The organism is Chryseosolibacter histidinae (assembly GCF_018598225.1).
In the GTDB taxonomy this organism is placed as follows: domain Bacteria; phylum Bacteroidota; class Bacteroidia; order Cytophagales; family Cyclobacteriaceae; genus Chryseosolibacter; species Chryseosolibacter histidini.
In genome coordinates, this window is the sequence record NZ_JAHESF010000021.1 from 55,678 (window position 1) to 70,390 (window position 14,713).

Consider the following 14,713-nt stretch of genomic DNA (forward strand, 5'->3'; position numbering starts at 1 on the left):
GGATCAGCTTAGTGGGAAGCTTCGGCGCGGTGTGAGCAAACCGGATCTACTGTCTTACCAGTCCCAGCATCACCTGGAGCTTGGTCTTGTTCTGTGTATTGCCCGATTCCCGCTGCTGGCGTGTGATCCTGGCCTTATAAGTGTCACTGTTATCGTTTCCGTAGAAGATCTCTACCTCGTCGCCTTTCCTGAACAGGTTGGCTGAGGGACTCATGATTACACTCACCTCGATCTCTTTGCCCGAAAGAAAGGATTTGAATTTTTTCGCCTCGTTCTGCGTGATCAAAAGATAACTCATAGCTGACCCATTTACTTCCTCTCTGGGTATGTAAAAAAACATGCCAGCGGTTTTCGGAATCCTTTGTTTTCACGGGGTGAGCTTGAACCGGTGCCCGCAGCACTGGGGTTACAGGCTGAGACTGAAGCGTTTATCAGTCAACAGAATAACAACCGAAAGCACACACACCAACAACGAGTTACAATAATGGCCGAACCCGTGCTGGTAGCACATGTGTGCTGTGAAAGCCCCGATGGCAAAAGGCATCAGCCACAACACTGCTGCATTTTTAAGGGCTGGAAAGAATATTCCCGCAAGGAGCGCCAGCACACCGATAGTTTCTGCAACACCGATGGCTATGGTCCAGGATTCATTAAAGCCCATTGCCATCATGCCGTTCATCATGCCCGGAACTTTCAGGATCTTGTAAAGGGCTGCATATCCGAAAATGTAGGTGAACACTGCAAAGGCACTCCAATGCAGTATGGTGGCGAATGTAGTGGCCTTCAAGGCATGCAAAATATTTGTGGTCATGTTGTGATTATTTGACTTTGAATTTTTGTTCCAAAACTACGGGCCTATACTTTTACAAAACAGATAGGGCAAGTGTTGTTAGCCACTAACAAAAATGTAAGTCATGCGAAAACACAATTCTACCAACGCGTTGAATGAACAAGCCATCCTGGACCAATGTGGTATGGCTTATACCTTGTCACTGATCGGTGGAAGATGGAAGCCCAGCATCTTGTGGGCATTGATCAGGAATGATAAAGTGAGGTATAGTCATTTTAAAAAAGTGATCCCCGAGATCTCAGACCGCATCCTGGCGTTGCATCTGCGCGAGCTGGAAGCGGACAAGCTCATTCGCCGTGTGGTGTATGCCGAGGTGCCACCGCGTGTGGAGTATGAGCTTACTGATCTCGGCAGGTCCATGGAGGTTATGCTCGAACAGATGACAACATGGGGAGCGTTCCATAAGGAGGCTGTGAAAGGATCAGCAACCTGATCGTTCTTGCTATGTCATTGCAAATGACTGGTTTTAGATGCATCTTTAACGAAAGTCCTTCCCATGCGCAAGATCGGTGTGCTCATTCTTTTGTATTGTGGTTTAGTTTCAATTTCCGCTGCTCAGAACAACGCCATTAAAACAGACCTGATCAGGCCGTTGCGCGGTCAGTATTCTTTGGCCTATGAAAGAAAGCTGGGCTCATTCCTTTCTGTGCAGCTGGGTGTTGAGGCAGGCGATTATGCCACCACTTCCCTCAACGGTTCTACAGATTACAGACTCTCAGGCTTTGGTATTATCCCCGAAGTAAGATGGTATCCGTTCAATAAGCGGCGCGGCGCACCACTTGGTTTTTTTACGGGCGTAGCTTTCCGTTATGCTTCTTTTAAGGAAGAATATTATCCTGATCCCTTTTCCAGAACATTCAAGGACACCAACGAGGGCAACGTGTTCAATTACGGTATCGATGCAGGTTATAAATTCAAAGCGAGGCGCATCGCCATTGAAATTCTTGGTGGACTGGGTGGTGGCACGCTGAGCAATTTCGATGCGTTCAAAAGTGCCAGAATTCCCTATTCACATCTCCACGAAGATGAAAAGCATTTTTATAGGATAGAGCTTTCTTTTGGTTATCTGTTCCCGTCTTTCAAAAGTACGCTTTAGGCTTCAGTAGAAGAGCCGATGTACAACTCCGGACAGCCGTATGTACGCATATGAATAGCGCCCCCGGAAAGAACCCGGATCTGATCTAAAATGATGTGTTTTAAAAACTGGCCGGCAGTTTGCAAAGCCTGATCAAAACAATTTGCGATGCGTACGTTCCTGACAATTATTCTCTGGTGTCTGTTGTTTGTGATCTGCTGGCCCCTGGCATTAGCGGCACTCTTCCTGTTCCCGCTCATCTGGCTGATCCTTCTCCCATTCCGGATCGTTGGGCTCACCATCGGACTGGTGTTCAAAGTGATCGGCGCCATTCTTTTGTTCCCGTTCCGGATGATCAAAGCAGTTTAAGAGTCCACGGTCCACAGTCGACGGACCACAGCCGAGTGTGCGTTGCATTTTTGCCTATTACTTTTAGATAGCCAGCGGGATACGAAGTACGATTCCTTAATGTCACGCTTGCTCTGCCGTGGACTGTGGACTGTCGACCGTGGACTCTCTATCCAATTCCTGTTTTCCCCGCAAAATGTTCCACCGCTTCATCCACGATCATGTCTCTGGCGGTGAGCATGGTCTTCAGTGTAATGCCATCGAGTGTTTTGCACCGGCTCAGGGCTACGTAGAGTTGCCCGTGCGCAAAGGCTCCTTTCCCCATGTCGATAATGATCCTGTCAAAGGTGAGGCCCTGGCTTTTGTGAATGGTGATGGCCCAGGCGAGCTTGATGGGATATTGTGTGTACGTGCCCTGGATCTCGAACGTGATGCTGTTCGAAGATTTGTCCCAGGTGTATGTTTTGTTATCCCAGATTGTTGGTTCCACTTTGTGCGATGAGCCATCGGCAAACTTTACCATGATGGCGCGGTCTGTCAGCTGTACGATTTTGCCGATGCTTCCATTCACCCATCGGCCATGCGGATCGTTCCGGACCATCATCACCTGCGCTCCCTCCTTGAGCTTCAACAATGGCGGCGCGGGATACAGGTGCTCGTGAAAGGTGCCGTCTACTTCAGCCTTGTAAGTAAACGATGCATGAGGAAGCTCCATCAGCTTTTTCAGGTTCACTGCGTCTGCGATGGCGTTGACGGATGAAAGTGTAACAGCGAAGTCGCCGGTTGAAGACTCATCCGGGTCATAACGTTTGTTCAGCTCACAGAGGTCGTCGTGTGTGGCGATGCCCATGCGTACGCGGTTGAGCAGGTAAATAAAGTCTTCGTCGTGCTGGCGGTAGATCTTTTTGAGCTCGATGATCTTCGGATGACAGGCCCTGAACGCATCGGAGCTGAAAAAGTAAGGATTGTAGTACGGGTCGTCCTCGGCATACATGCTGTTCTCGCGGGTTGTGACCACCGGAGGAAGCTGAAATATGTCGCCGATGAGGACCAGTTGTTTGCCGCCGAAGGGAATATCGTTACGCATGTTCAGCCGCAGCGATTGATCGATGGCATCCATCAGGTCGGCGCGCACCATGGAAACTTCATCGATGATGAGCACATCCATCTTGTGCACGATATTCAGCCGCGGGTGACCTTTTCCCCAAGCGCGGATCTCGGGATCGTTCTTCACCAACGCGCGTAACGGGAAACCGAAGAACGAGTGGATCGTGTTGCCACCCACCTGCAAGGCAGCGAGTCCGGTAGGTGCTAATACGACGTATTTTTTAAGCGTGTTCTTGCGGAAATAATTCAGGAGGCTCGACTTACCTGTGCCGGCGCGGCCTGTAAGGAACAGCGTTTCGTGTGTATGCTCCATCAGGTGCCAGGCAGCCGCCAGGTCCTCGTCCAGTTGAAATCCCGGAGGAACGACGATGGAATCACGGTCTCGATGATCTTCCCCGGGTTTAATCATGAACAACGATAGCTAAAAAAAACCGAGGGAAAAAACAGATCGTGTCAAGCTTCCAGTTTTTAGCTGCAAGCTGCGAGAGGGCTACCTCCTCGAAGCTCGTGGCTCATAGCTCAAAGCTTCGAGCTGCGCGATCTCCGCTAGCAGCTCGTATGATCTCACGCGGTCTTCAAAAGTATCAGCAAACGTGGCCACAACAATTTCATCCACCTCGTACGATTGTGCCAGCGCGAATAATTTTTCTTTCACTTCGTCGGGCGTCCCCACGATCATCCTGTTCCGGTTGAACAGCACGTGCCTCCATTCTTCCGGTGTGTACACATAATCTTTCACCGACTCATACGAGGGCGCTTCATCCACTTTACCTTTCGAGATGCTCAGGAGGCGGTAGTCCATCACGGCCTGCATACGCGCAGCTTTCTCTTCGGTATCGCCGCAGAATACAAAAATACCGACGCTGGCCTCAGGTTGCTGAAGCTCTTCCGAAGGCGTGAACAGCTTCCGGTAGGCATCGATGGCTTCGGGGCCTCCGGTGGGGTTGATGAAGGTGGCAAATGACAGGGCCATGCCGAACCGTGCTGCGAGGTAGGCGCTCTCACCGCTGGAAGTTAGCATCCACAGCGCGGGCTTGGTGCTGATGCGCGGAATGGCTTTTACTTTTTCATGCACAGTGCCGGGCGTGGAATCATCTGAGAAATACGCCTTGAGCGCCATGATCTGCTGCATGTATTCTTTCGGGTCGAAGGTGTTGGAAGGGTTGAGCAGTGAAGCGGTAAGCCTGTCGCCACCGGGAGCGCGGCCAACACCCAGGTCGATACGCCCGGGGAAAAGCGCCTCCAGCAAACGGAAGTTCTCTGCAACCTTGAGCGCGCTGTGGTTGGGCAGCATGATGCCACCTGAACCGAGGCGGATGTGGCGGGTCTCGCTGCCAAGCCGGGCCAGCAGTACTTCGGGTGCGGCTCCCGCCAGGGTTGCAATGTTGTGATGTTCCGAGAGCCAGTATCGTTTGTATCCGAGCTCTTCGGCTATTTTTACCAGTTGAATCGATTCCTGCAAGGCCTCCACGGCATTGCTTCCCCTGCGAATGGGGGTCTGATCCAGAACGCTAAGTCTGAGTTTCATAAAAAAAGTTGGGCGCTAAACCTTCACTCAACAAATCCTGGAGACAGGAAGTGCCACACGGTTCGATTTTTTTATGGATAGGCCGTTATTTTCCGTGTTGGAAAACAATTCTCTCGTATTTTTATCCGGCATGACAGGAGGCAAAGATTACCTGCGCGAGGTTCAGAAATTCACCACCAGCCAGCACTGGAACTCCGGAGCACGGATCACGGCGGGTGTTATGCTGCCCCTGCTTGTGCTGGTGAAGACGGATTATCTTTCACAGGGCATTCCTTTTCTCTGGGGCGCGCTGTTTGTAAGTCTCACCGACACACCCGGCCCCATCCATCACCGGCGCAACGGGATGATGGCCGCCATCGTGCTCAACGCCGTGGTGGTCATGCTCACCGGTTTCACCCGCGACCACCAAGTGCTGCTTGTATCCCAGATCATGGTAGCGGGATTTTTACTTTCCATGACAGGCATCTACGGCTCAAGAGCGAGCGCGGTGGGCTCACTGGCACTGGTGATCATGCTGCTCAACCTGCTGACGATACGCGCAGAACACAATTCGCTGCGCGACAGCGTGCTCATCGCTGCCGGAGGAACATGGTATATGGTACTCAGCCTGCTGCTCTACAGGCTCAGGCCTTACCGTCTTGTGGAGCAGGGCCTTGGAGAAAACCTGATCGCCATCGCCGATTACGTACGTGCCCGTGCATCTTTTTATAAAGACAACGCAGACCTTCCTGAATGTTATAACCGGGTGATGGATGAGCAGCGCGCTGTCAAGAGCATCCAGGACCAGATCCAGGAGCTGCTTTTCAAGACGCGGAAGTTCGTGGCCGACGCAAGCCCCAAGAGCCGGAGCATGATGATGATCTACCTCGATTCGCTGGACCTGTTCGAGCAAACGATGTACGCCTACCAGGACTACGGACTGCTTCACAAGGCACTCGGCAGAACCAACCTGCTCACCGGTTTTTACGGCCTGATCCTGCAGCTTGCCGCCGGACTGGAGTATATCGGCATCTCTGTTCAGCGCGGCGTTGCTGTGAAGAAAGACCTTGACCTCAATGTGCGCATCGATAAGCTCGGGCAGCTGATCAGGCATCACCAGGAGCAGGCGACAGACCCGGAAATGATCACTGGTTTGCAGGCGCTCGAAAAAACGCTTGACAACATCCGTAACATCGCCAACCGTATGAACAAGCTTGTGTTGTATACACGGCTGGAGGTGGCGGATAGTGAATTGCCTCCCGATGTGGCGCAGCAGGTGAGCAACGTGGCAGTATCGCAGCCGTTGAGCACGCGGTTGTTCCTGGAAAATCTTACACTGCAATCCAACACGTTCAGGCACGCCCTCCGGATCACCATTGCCATGCTCTTTGCGTATGGTGTTGCCGTGCTCTTTTCGCTTTCACATACTTACTGGGTGCTGCTGACCATCGTCACCATCATGAAGCCCGTGTACTCGGTTACACGGCGAAGGAACATCCAGCGCTTGTCGGGCACGTTCACAGGTGTGGTGCTGGTGTCAGTGATCCTTTACTTCGTCTCCAACAACACGGTGCTGCTGGTCACGCTTGTTTTGTGCATGCTCATCGGCTACAGCCTGCTGCGGGTGAACTACTTTGCCTTCGTGGTGTTCCTCACCATCTTTGTGATCATCACGTTCCACTTTCTCGATCCGCTGGAGTTCAAGACCCTCATTATGGAGCGCCTCGTGGATACGGTGATCGGTTCGGTGATCGCGGCACTGGCCGCCCGGTTCATTTTTCCGGCGTGGGGAAGCAACGAGATCCGGGCGTCTATGTCCCGGATGCTCGCGGCCAATCGGGCATATTTTATCAAGGCGTGGGAGGCGCTCAAGGCGGGCAATACAGAAACTGCGGTGTATGAGTCGGCCCGGAAAGATGCCGTGGTGGCACTGACCAACCTCTCGGAAGTTTTTCAGCATACGCTGGCGGAACCTCAGCAGACCAGTGAATCGGCAGCGTTCCATCAGTTTGTGATCGCCAATCACCTGCTCACCAGTCACATCGCGGCGTTGTCAACCGACAGGAATGTACGCATTCAGGCAGACCCTGCCGATTTAGAGGCGGTGCAGCAAGCAACGGTATGGCAACTGGAACACGCCGAAGATCATCTGCACAACGCATCCATCGGCATAGCCTCATCGAATGAGCCTCAGGTACGCCTGCCCCACCAGACCCTGAACCAGCTGTCCATGATCTACACGCTGTCGCGCGATGTGAGGAGGATCTGTTTGAAGTTTAAAGTTTGAAGTTTCAAGTTACAGGTTACAGGTTTAAGGTTTCAAGTTGCCGGTTGCCAGTTGCCGGTTTTGGGAGGGGTCTATCATCACCGTGTCCCTGCTGATCAAATGTTGAGTCATGGGACGCTCCACAACTTTAAACTTTAAACTTCAAACTTGAAACCAACTCCCCCCGGTAACTGGCATCCGGTAACCATTCAAGTTTTTTAAACCTGAAAAGCTTAACTTCGTACATGAGTCAAGCATTTGTAAGAGAAGGTGATGATCAATGGCTGAATGAGGTTCAGCCGACGGTTCCTGCGTTGATCCATTTTCTTACCCGTGAGAATAATGGTATCCGTGTGTATGAGCAAAAAAGTTTCACTGACGACAAAGGGCGCGTAGTGCATGTTATGAGCAACGGCCTGTCGTACGCCAAGAATGACAAAGGGGAGTGGGAGGTTCGGTAGTGGTTTAAAGTTAGAAGTTAGAAGTTTAAGGTTGCAAGTTGCCAGTTACCGGTTGCCGGTTTCGTGAGGTGTATCATTTATAGTGCCCCACATTTTGGGGCGTACAACTTGAAACTTGAAACTTGAAACTAACTCCCCCGAACTGGCCAGCCGGCAACTATCCACACTGAGAATCGACAGAAGAATATTTATTAATCGATGTCGACTCTTAGTTCATAGGATACGAGAACTCCATCCCTATCAGCTTCCTGATCTCTTCTTTTGAAAGCGGCTTGTTGAAATAATACTTGATGCCGAGCTCGCGTGCTTTGGCCAGGTCACCGGGGTCCAGCGATGAGGTGAGGATCACGATGGTGATCAGGTGCTTGTCAGGAATATCGAGGCTGGCGAAGGCTTCGATGAATTCGTAGCCGTTCATCACGGGCATGTCTATGTCCAGGAAAATGATGTCAGGCTTCTGCACTTTTCCTTCCTTGTAAAGCTTGAGGATCTTGAGCGCCTGTTCGCCGTTTGACGCAAAATGGATCTCGTTCGCCAATCCCAGGGAAGTGATCGTTTTTTCGCTTAAGAAATTGAAGATCTTATCGTCATCCACCAACATTATATTCTTTTTCATAGCTGCCTCCTGTTAATTCGGTTAAAGGAACATAAATCTCCAAAAAAAAGAAAATATATAGGGCCATGACAAAGAAAATTAATCGACTAAATAGTGTGCAGTTTTTGCCCCACGAACCGGCCATAATTAGTCGCTTAAATCGACGCCTGGAAGAATACCACGTGTCTTCTTTTTCTTACCTTTAACTACCTAAAGTTAAAAATCGTCATGAAAGGAAGGAAAATATTGATCGGCATTCTTGCGATCGTTCTGCTGCTGGCTGCGGCCTTTTTTTACTTCAACTACCGCAACCGCACGCTGAGCCCTCCGGGAAATGAAACGCTCACATCCGGAGGAATAACCGTATCTGTTTCATACAGCAGGCCCTCCGTGCGGGGAAGGGTCATCTTCGGATCTGAGGACCAGAATGCGCTTCAGCCCTACGGCAAATACTGGAGGCTTGGCGCCAATGAAGCAACGGAAGTGACCTTCAACCGTGATATCCTGTTCAATGGCTCACCCGTAAAGGCAGGCACCTATACCATGTACGCCATTCCCGGACCCGAGAGCTTTGAGGTGGCATTGAACAGCGAAACCGACAGATGGGGGGCAAGGGAACCCGATTACGATCTGGATGTGCTGCATACAAAAGTACCTGTTGAAAAGATCAGCGCACCTGTTGAACAATACACCATCTCGCTGGCTCCTGCTGGTGACGGCATCAACATGATCTTCGAGTGGTCAGACGTACGTTTTGTGGTGCCGCTGAAAGTGCAATAAGAGTCCACGGTCGATGGTCCACAGTCCACGGCCGTGCGGTGTTGCGTCACCGTTCTGCCTTCTGTTCCTTGCTAACTGCCCACTGCTTAGGTGCGAGGTATGATTACGACGTACGATAGATAGGGTAGCACTGCCCGTCCGTGGACCGTCGACTGTGGACCGTGGACTATTTTAATATTTTTCGAACCGGTTCTTGTAGCCGTAGGGGCTGCTGAAGCTGTTATAAACCCGTGGACCGGTGCTTTTGGGTTTTGCCTCGTTTACTTTTAATCTTCTGTTCTGGAATTCTTTCGCGTTCAGCTCCCGGATCGCCTGGTTGCCGGCATCGCCGTCAGGCATCTCCACGAATGCAAACCCCCTGGGCTCGCCGGATTCGTTGTCTTTAATGATCTTCACTGATTTCACTTCGCCGAACTCTGCAAAAAGCGCGCGCACTTCATTCTCACCCGCCTGGCGGCTGAGATTTCCTACATAGATGTTCATTCTCTGAATAAAATGGTAAAAGTTAATGTACTGGTATTCTGGGCCGAGATGTAAAAGGACAGGACGGAAGCGGAAATACCCATCGGGCCGCAAAGATGGAATATTATTCCTGATGTTTCCCTTTTACGTAAATTATTTGTTTATAGAACTGCCGCGCCCGATCATTTGTTCCCCGCGATCACGATAATTTAGGTCACACAATTGGCATTGGGAAATTAGGCATTGGGAACCCTCGGTCAAAGACTCATCAATGAGTCAATTGATGTGTCCGTATCTGGAATGCCTATGCCTAATGCGAAATCGGGCAAATCTGGCCTAAGTTTATAAAAAAACCTAGAATTTCTAAATTTCCCACATTTCACAGGCTTCCGTGTCTCGACCTGTTTCTGTGTTTTATTAGTTTGTAGGTGTCTCTGTTACTCCCCTGTTATCCACAAAATATCACTGAGGCTACTTGAAAGTTCATGAACCCGACTGTTCCGAAAGCAATGCTATAACTTGCTTTCGGGAGGTCGGGGTTATAAACCCAACACGAAAAGTAACATGGCAGTAAAACTTTATGGGAAAAAGACTGCCAAACGGCCAAGTGCTTTTTACCTGACATCTACTACAATCAAAGGCGATGGTATGAATTTCTGAATATCCGCATCAACCGGAGAAAGCCGACTGAGGAAGACAAGGAAAAAGAAACTAGCCAGTGAGATCAGAAACCAAGCGTAAGCATGAATTGATTGTGGAGGATAAAAGTCTGATTGATAAAAAAAAGAAACTTGCAGATTTTATTAAATTCTTCGAGGGTATCTAAAGACCAAGGCCCACAACTGCCAACGTTGGAGCAACTACAAACATTAGACGATACGCCTTGTAATATTGAGCCACAGTTTAAGCAGACCTACTTCCTTACTTGCTTCACTGGCCTGCGCTGAAGCGATGTTAATGGACTTATGTGGAGAAATTATAGAAGAATGAAAAGCTATAGGAAACCCTGTTGAAAAGTGAGCGCGAAAAAAATGCTTTGCTTGAAAGGATTTTGAGTGAGAAGGAAGAAATGATTTGACATAGGCTGGTGTTAAGTCAAACAACAATTTTCGGATGGAGTTTCTTTAGCTTAATTCTGGCCAAGTGAATATTATTTAATGAAGATTAGGAATTCCGAGAGATCGGCATAAACACGAACAAATACGGTCCGCACATTGATAATTTGGGATTTGTTCCGATGCGTCCGGATGTGGTACTCTAACTGGTTAGGTTCTTTAAAGAGTGAAAGCATGCTTCATTGCTGTGACTGACTTTGCAGTTTCAATTGACAGAACCGCCACTTTTAGCAATTTCAATGAATCATTAACTTTGATAACTGACGAGGTTCTTTTGTCTTAAGAAATAGCAATCAAATATTCAGTTCTTGCTGTCGAGTTATACTGCATCTCGTTAACTGTAATATGCTGTCTAGGATTAGATAATGCCATTGCGATATACAAAATCGATCAATTGAGCTGTATTTTTAACGTTAGTTTTGTTGATTAAATTAAATTTACACGATTCGACAGTTCTGTGGCTTATTTCTAGTTCATGCGCTATTTCTATGCTTGTTTTACCGGCGGTAATCATTTTTATTATTTGCAATTCCCTATGAGTGAAATTAAAATAAGGACTATTTTTTTTTGCCCCATTTTCAGGTTTAACTGATAACATATGGTGAAACCGTGAATGAAAATAATAGTCGCCCGCTAAAACGGTTCTAATTGCCTCCTTTATCTCCGTACCGTCCGTATTTTTGGATACAAATCCCCTGGCGCCAAGACGCAAGAAGTTCATAATTACATCCAATTCGTCATAAAGGCTGATCACAATTATCCGCACGGCCGCATTTTTCCGCAATATTTCCTTTGTTGCTTGCATGCCATTCATAATCGGCATTTTGTAATCTATTAATACGACGTCAGGAAAGACTCTTGTGGTCATGTGTACTGCTTCGGCACCATTAGCTGCTTCAAACAATGTAGCGCTTAACGTTTCGCTTAGCTCTGTTACAATTGCCTTTCTATACAACTGATGGTCGTCGACTATTAAAATGTTTAAGTTTCGCATCCTTCTTAAGTTTAAAAAATAACGCTTGAACTACTGTATGACTATTGGATAAGTTACCCCAACGAAATGTCAAGCGATATAGAACTTTCCACTAGCGGTTTGTGATGAAGCTAAGAGTGGAAAAATTTAAGGCCTACGGATTAGACCCCAGATGTATAGAAGCGAGCTCGATTTCCTTCATAAGGAAATTGGTCAGATGTAAGAAATGTGATTGATTGTTGGCTTTTCAAGCCTTTAAGTAGGTACTCGATATTAATTTACAGTGTTTTTACTTAAATAGTCGAAGTGATAAAATAGCCAACTATACTGCTTAATACGAAGAACAGAGATTGATTTAAGGATTAAATTGTGTGGGTATCAAATGACCCGAACTATGAATAGTGTAACTTCCGCTTATGACTTACTTTCTTCCAACCTCTGGTTCAATTTAACTAATTATGAAAATGATAATATCAATGGCCTTCTAATAGACTTTACGAATATTGTTCAAGGGAAATCCCAGATGTCGTTGGCGATGCAGTCAATAACATCTTCAGTTAATTGGGTGCCTCAAACATATTCAGAAGGATTGCCCAAGAAAGAAAATTTAATAATCAAATGCTCATTGCCCTCACTTTTCATTTTAGACATTTTCTATCTTATAATTAGTGAACGCAGGACTCATACCGTTTTATTGATGATTGAAAGCATTAGTGAAGAAGGGCTACGGTTTGTTAAGCAATTAGGGGTGCAGGACGTCATAGACCAGGATGCAAAGACGAAAACCAATTCCATGTCGCACGTCACCAATCCGTATTTCAATCAAATAATAAAATTAACAACTACCGAAATAGGTGTTCTATATCTGATTTCTAAGGGGTTTACTAATCATCAACTGGCTAATTTTTTGTCGCGAAGCTATCACACTGTTAAGAACCATAAAATCAACATCGTAAGAAAGATTGGGCTAAATCATTGTAGCGAACTCGTTGAACTGACAAATGCCATGAAGTTCCACCTGGTTTTGTGATCGTTAGCAAGATTGTGCATATGACGCAATGTCAGCTCTAAAGTGAAGACCATTAAAAGTATAAAGCGACCACTTGTGATTTGAAGAAAATTAGCGAGTAGAGTTAATTAAAATTGAGGTAGCTGCAAGGCGCTTGAAACAATTGTCTCATTAAGCGACTATTATCGCTACATTTTCTTTATAACTTCAGGTACATCAGTAATCTCGGAAGAAGCCTCCAGAAGAATATTTTGTGCCTCTTTAACCTTATCCTTCAAGCTTGGATTTTTATCTAACCACTGATGCCAGAATGTCTCAGTGGTAGGTCATTTTTCTTTGTGTAAAGTCCAATAAATAAAGGACTCATCCTTCAACACATCCTCGATACTTGCCAATTCATTTTTCATGCCTTTTGGACATTTCAAATTAATTAATGGTATGCAGAAAATTAGTAAAAAATTACTAAAGTCTAAATATGCCATTCTCCTAATATTACATTATTAAGATTTAAAATTTATGAAACAAAAAACAAAAGCAAAGCTCAAAAATCCAAAGCTGCACATAGCTGCTGCTTTGACGGTTGCTGCGGTTTCTTGGTTAGCTCCAGGTGACTCGGAAAGTTACGGTTGCGCATACCCTGAATTTGGCCCAGATGGTCAGTGTATAATGTATCCTTATGGATATGATTGCGTGCCTACTCCATTTTGGGATGCGTGGAATTGCGATCCAGTGTAAACCGGAACTTCAATAATAGTGGGAATATTTATTTTCCCACTATTAACACATCCGCCAAATCAGTAAAAACTTCCTCCCTTGCATGAATTATAAAAAAAGATACATCTATGTCTTATCAATAGTATCAATACTATTGATAGGGGCTTTTTGTTTTCATCGATTCAAGTACGAAAAAAAGCTTGTCAATAGGAAATCTTTAGATGGAGCAACGGTAAGAAGAAATGTCAAGATTAATGTTGTTGAGACTAAAACTTATCATTTGGATTCGGCGACGTCACCATACACTTTAAACTATTTCCAGCTATATAACCACGGTAAGCGGCAGTTGTTGACATTTCTAAATAAAGAAGCCAATACGATATACTTTTATGATTTTTGTTCGCAAAAGATTGATTCGATAATTCACTTAGCAGATTTAGGCTATAGAAGCAAGCGCGTATCGGGGTACAAAATAATCAGCTTTGATACGCTGTTGCTTTATTGTTCTTACCCCTCTGAAATGACTCTTCACAATGCCACTGGGAACCCTATACTGAAGAAAAGTTTTAAAAAGGACTACTCAGTATCACCGTGGGAGATAACCTACCCCGTTGCCAGCACAAGGACACCGATAATATATTGCAAGCCAGAAAAAATGTTTTTGTTCGGCGGGCATTTTTTGAATGAATTTGTCAACGAGGAAATAGCTAGCAGAGTAACGTCGTTTACATCTTTAAATATGGACAATGGACTAGTGTCACATTTTATCAATTATCCGGACTTCTATAATAAAAATGTCTGGGGGGGCGGGACTATGCGCCAGTTTTTTTTTGATTATAATGATTCAACTCAGCACCTAGTTGTAAGCTTCATGGCGGATCATGCTATAAGGATTTATGATTTAAGTGGGAAGGAAAGCATATGCAAAGAGGCAAGCAGTTACTACTTTGACGAAATAGTGTCTATGGAATACGATAGAATCTATTCTGATCTAATTGCAGACAACGAGATATATACTCATTATTTAAAAAACCCAACCTATGGAATGATCCTTTATGATAAATACAGGAAGCTGTACTATCGCGTCGCAGAATTGCCACTTAAAGGGCCGTTCGACCGTCGTTTGTTTAGCAATCGAAAAACCGAGGCTTTGATAATATTAGACGAGAAGTTTAACAAGCTGGGTGAATTACTATTACCCGAGAGAGCATATGATCTCAATAACATGGTTGTTACCGAAAAAGGCCTAGGATTAAAATTCAACGATCGTTCCGACGATAAATTAGTTTTTCACATAGTAACTTTTGAAGGTGTTTAATATCACATTGATGGAGCCTGCTAGTACGTGCTAGGTTTTTTAATAGAAGTTTTCTTCCAATTATTACGGAATCGATTGGTACAATTGTTTAGATAATTTTCAAGTGTTATGCGCAAAGTCTACTACATCCTAT

Annotated in this window: 16 protein-coding genes; 9 read left to right on the forward strand and 7 right to left on the reverse strand. The window is 46.4% G+C overall.

The window, feature by feature from the left end; genetic code table 11:
* Positions 1-46: 46 nt before the first annotated feature.
* Together KK083_RS19670 and KK083_RS19675 are read right to left on the reverse strand one after the other, a co-directional pair.
* The gene (locus tag KK083_RS19670; RefSeq protein ID WP_254166655.1) at positions 47-298 is read right to left on the reverse strand and encodes a hypothetical protein; all 252 of its coding nucleotides are present in this window, start codon (positions 296-298) and stop codon (positions 47-49) included.
* 108 nt (positions 299-406) lie between these two features.
* Positions 407-811, reverse strand: a complete 405-nt coding sequence (locus KK083_RS19675; RefSeq protein ID WP_254166657.1) for a DoxX family protein — start codon at positions 809-811, stop codon at positions 407-409.
* A 103-nt stretch (positions 812-914) separates the two neighbouring features.
* On the opposite strand from KK083_RS19675, the gene KK083_RS19680 reads away from it, so the two are divergent.
* The 3 genes from KK083_RS19680 (at position 915) to KK083_RS19690 (ending at position 2,294) form a co-directional block, all read left to right on the forward strand.
* Complete coding sequence (locus KK083_RS19680; protein WP_254166659.1) at positions 915-1,283, forward strand: winged helix-turn-helix transcriptional regulator; 369 nt, start codon at positions 915-917, stop codon at positions 1,281-1,283.
* A gap of 63 nt (positions 1,284-1,346) precedes the next feature.
* Positions 1,347-1,946, forward strand: a complete 600-nt coding sequence (locus tag KK083_RS19685) for a DUF3575 domain-containing protein (protein WP_254166661.1) — start codon at positions 1,347-1,349, stop codon at positions 1,944-1,946.
* Between the two features lie 147 nt (positions 1,947-2,093).
* A complete protein-coding gene (locus tag KK083_RS19690; RefSeq protein ID WP_254166663.1) occupies positions 2,094-2,294 on the forward strand; it encodes a hypothetical protein in 201 nt (66 codons plus the stop codon).
* Positions 2,295-2,442: 148 nt separating this feature from the next.
* On the opposite strand, the gene KK083_RS19695 is transcribed toward KK083_RS19690, so the two are convergent.
* Both KK083_RS19695 and KK083_RS19700 read right to left on the reverse strand, forming a co-directional pair.
* A complete protein-coding gene (locus KK083_RS19695; protein ID WP_254166665.1) occupies positions 2,443-3,789 on the reverse strand; it encodes an ATP-dependent DNA helicase in 1,347 nt (448 codons plus the stop codon).
* A gap of 81 nt (positions 3,790-3,870) precedes the next feature.
* On the reverse strand, positions 3,871-4,908 hold the full coding sequence (locus tag KK083_RS19700) for an LLM class flavin-dependent oxidoreductase (RefSeq protein ID WP_254166667.1): 1,038 nt from the start codon (positions 4,906-4,908) through the stop codon (positions 3,871-3,873).
* A 130-nt stretch (positions 4,909-5,038) separates the two neighbouring features.
* On the opposite strand from KK083_RS19700, the gene KK083_RS19705 reads away from it, so the two are divergent.
* Together KK083_RS19705 and KK083_RS19710 are read left to right on the forward strand one after the other, a co-directional pair.
* Entirely contained in the window at positions 5,039-7,174 is a 2,136-nt protein-coding gene (locus KK083_RS19705) for an FUSC family protein (protein ID WP_254166669.1), read from the forward strand.
* 224 nt (positions 7,175-7,398) lie between these two features.
* On the forward strand, positions 7,399-7,614 hold the full coding sequence (locus KK083_RS19710) for a hypothetical protein (RefSeq protein WP_254166671.1): 216 nt from the start codon (positions 7,399-7,401) through the stop codon (positions 7,612-7,614).
* A 208-nt stretch (positions 7,615-7,822) separates the two neighbouring features.
* Here the strand turns inward: KK083_RS19710 and KK083_RS19715 are convergent, their stop codons facing one another.
* A complete protein-coding gene (locus KK083_RS19715) occupies positions 7,823-8,230 on the reverse strand; it encodes a response regulator (protein ID WP_254166673.1) in 408 nt (135 codons plus the stop codon).
* A gap of 207 nt (positions 8,231-8,437) precedes the next feature.
* On the opposite strand from KK083_RS19715, the gene KK083_RS19720 reads away from it, so the two are divergent.
* Positions 8,438-8,989, forward strand: a complete 552-nt coding sequence (locus KK083_RS19720; RefSeq protein WP_254166675.1) for a DUF2911 domain-containing protein — start codon at positions 8,438-8,440, stop codon at positions 8,987-8,989.
* A gap of 171 nt (positions 8,990-9,160) precedes the next feature.
* Here KK083_RS19720 and rbp read toward each other — a convergent pair whose 3' ends face one another.
* Together rbp and KK083_RS19730 are read right to left on the reverse strand one after the other, a co-directional pair.
* Positions 9,161-9,472 carry an RNA-binding regulator gene (rbp, locus tag KK083_RS19725; RefSeq protein ID WP_254166677.1) on the reverse strand — a complete coding sequence of 104 codons (312 nt, stop codon included), beginning with the start codon at positions 9,470-9,472 and terminating at the stop codon, positions 9,161-9,163.
* A 1,452-nt stretch (positions 9,473-10,924) separates the two neighbouring features.
* Positions 10,925-11,560 (reverse strand): response regulator transcription factor, encoded by a 636-nt coding sequence (locus KK083_RS19730; protein WP_254166679.1) that lies wholly within the window; start codon positions 11,558-11,560, stop codon positions 10,925-10,927.
* Between the two features lie 373 nt (positions 11,561-11,933).
* On the opposite strand from KK083_RS19730, the gene KK083_RS19735 reads away from it, so the two are divergent.
* The 3 genes from KK083_RS19735 to KK083_RS19745 all read left to right on the forward strand — a co-directional run bounded on the left by KK083_RS19735 (position 11,934) and on the right by KK083_RS19745 (position 14,580).
* On the forward strand, positions 11,934-12,569 hold the full coding sequence (locus KK083_RS19735) for a helix-turn-helix transcriptional regulator (RefSeq protein ID WP_254166681.1): 636 nt from the start codon (positions 11,934-11,936) through the stop codon (positions 12,567-12,569).
* Between the two features lie 495 nt (positions 12,570-13,064).
* A complete protein-coding gene (locus tag KK083_RS19740) occupies positions 13,065-13,283 on the forward strand; it encodes a hypothetical protein (protein WP_254166690.1) in 219 nt (72 codons plus the stop codon).
* Between the two features lie 82 nt (positions 13,284-13,365).
* Positions 13,366-14,580: a DUF4221 family protein gene (locus tag KK083_RS19745; protein ID WP_254166692.1), complete on the forward strand. Its 1,215-nt coding sequence runs from the start codon at positions 13,366-13,368 to the stop codon at positions 14,578-14,580.
* Positions 14,581-14,713: the final 133 nt, after the last annotated feature.